The following is a 986-nucleotide window of genomic DNA, read 5'->3' on the forward strand; positions in this document are numbered from 1 at the left end:
ACCCCCCCCGGCCCAGCCGATACCGCAGGTGGCACCACCGCAACGAAGGGTGTCAACGGCTCGTCGGTGAAGCTGCCCTTCGGTCTCGACGCGGCCAAGGTGCCGGTGCTCGGGAGCTACGGTGCCCCGGGCAGCCGCGCCTCGCTGACCTCCGAGTGGTATCAGCTGCCCAAGCGCAGCCCCGATGCACCGCTGGTGACGATGTCGGTGGCGGGCACCGTCGGCTACATCGACGACCTGGCCGTCACCCATCCGGGGCCGGAGCTGCGACTCGAGTTCGGTCGTGTCGAGCCTGACGGATCGGTGACCACGGTCGCCTCGCAGGTGCCGCTGGGGATCGCCACCGATCCTGCATGGCGCAACATGCGGTTCCCGCTCGATAAGGCGCCGCCACGGGCGAGTGTCGTGCGCGTGGTCGCGGCCGACACGTCCTCGGATCCCTCGGGCTGGCTCGCGGTGACCCCGCCGCGGGTGACCCCGATGGTGACACTGAACGACCTTGTCGGCAGCAAGGACCCGACGCTACTCGACTGGGAGGTCGCCCTGGCGTTCCCGTGCCAGCGGCCGGCCGAGGTGCACAACGGCATCTGGGAGATCCCGAAGTGGCGGATCACCCCCGACGCCGACGGTGAACGGGTCAACTCGCGCAACTGGATGGCAGGCAACTACGGCGGTCCGCTCGGCATGGTCGACAACGATCTGTCGGCGACGGTGCTGCCGTCCTACCTGCGCAACTCGTGGGCCAAGGATTGGGGCAGCCTGCAGCGGCTCACCCCGCTGGTCGACCAGACGCCCGCCGATCTCGTCGTCACCCAGGACACCCACACCGGTCTGTGGACCCCGGGGCCGATGCGCGCGATCATGAACTGACGCCGATGGCGCCCACCAGCGCGCCGACAGCGCTCACTTAGATCGATGGTCGAGGTGCCGAGGAGCGATAGCGACGAGCCTCGAGACGGTGAGAATGTAGGTAGGGCTTGACCGGG

Annotated in this window: 1 protein-coding gene; it reads left to right on the plus strand. The window is 69.1% G+C overall.

What is annotated here, in order from left to right; all coding sequences use genetic code 11:
- On the plus strand, nucleotides 1–870 hold an 870-nt coding region (locus B1964_RS01195; RefSeq protein WP_172398711.1), incomplete at its 5' end, for an arabinosyltransferase C-terminal domain-containing protein.
- Between the last annotated feature and the right edge of the window lie 116 nt (nucleotides 871–986).

The sequence above is a fragment of the Gordonia sp. i37 genome (genome assembly GCF_002043085.1).
Lineage (GTDB): Bacteria > Actinomycetota > Actinomycetes > Mycobacteriales > Mycobacteriaceae > Gordonia > Gordonia polyisoprenivorans.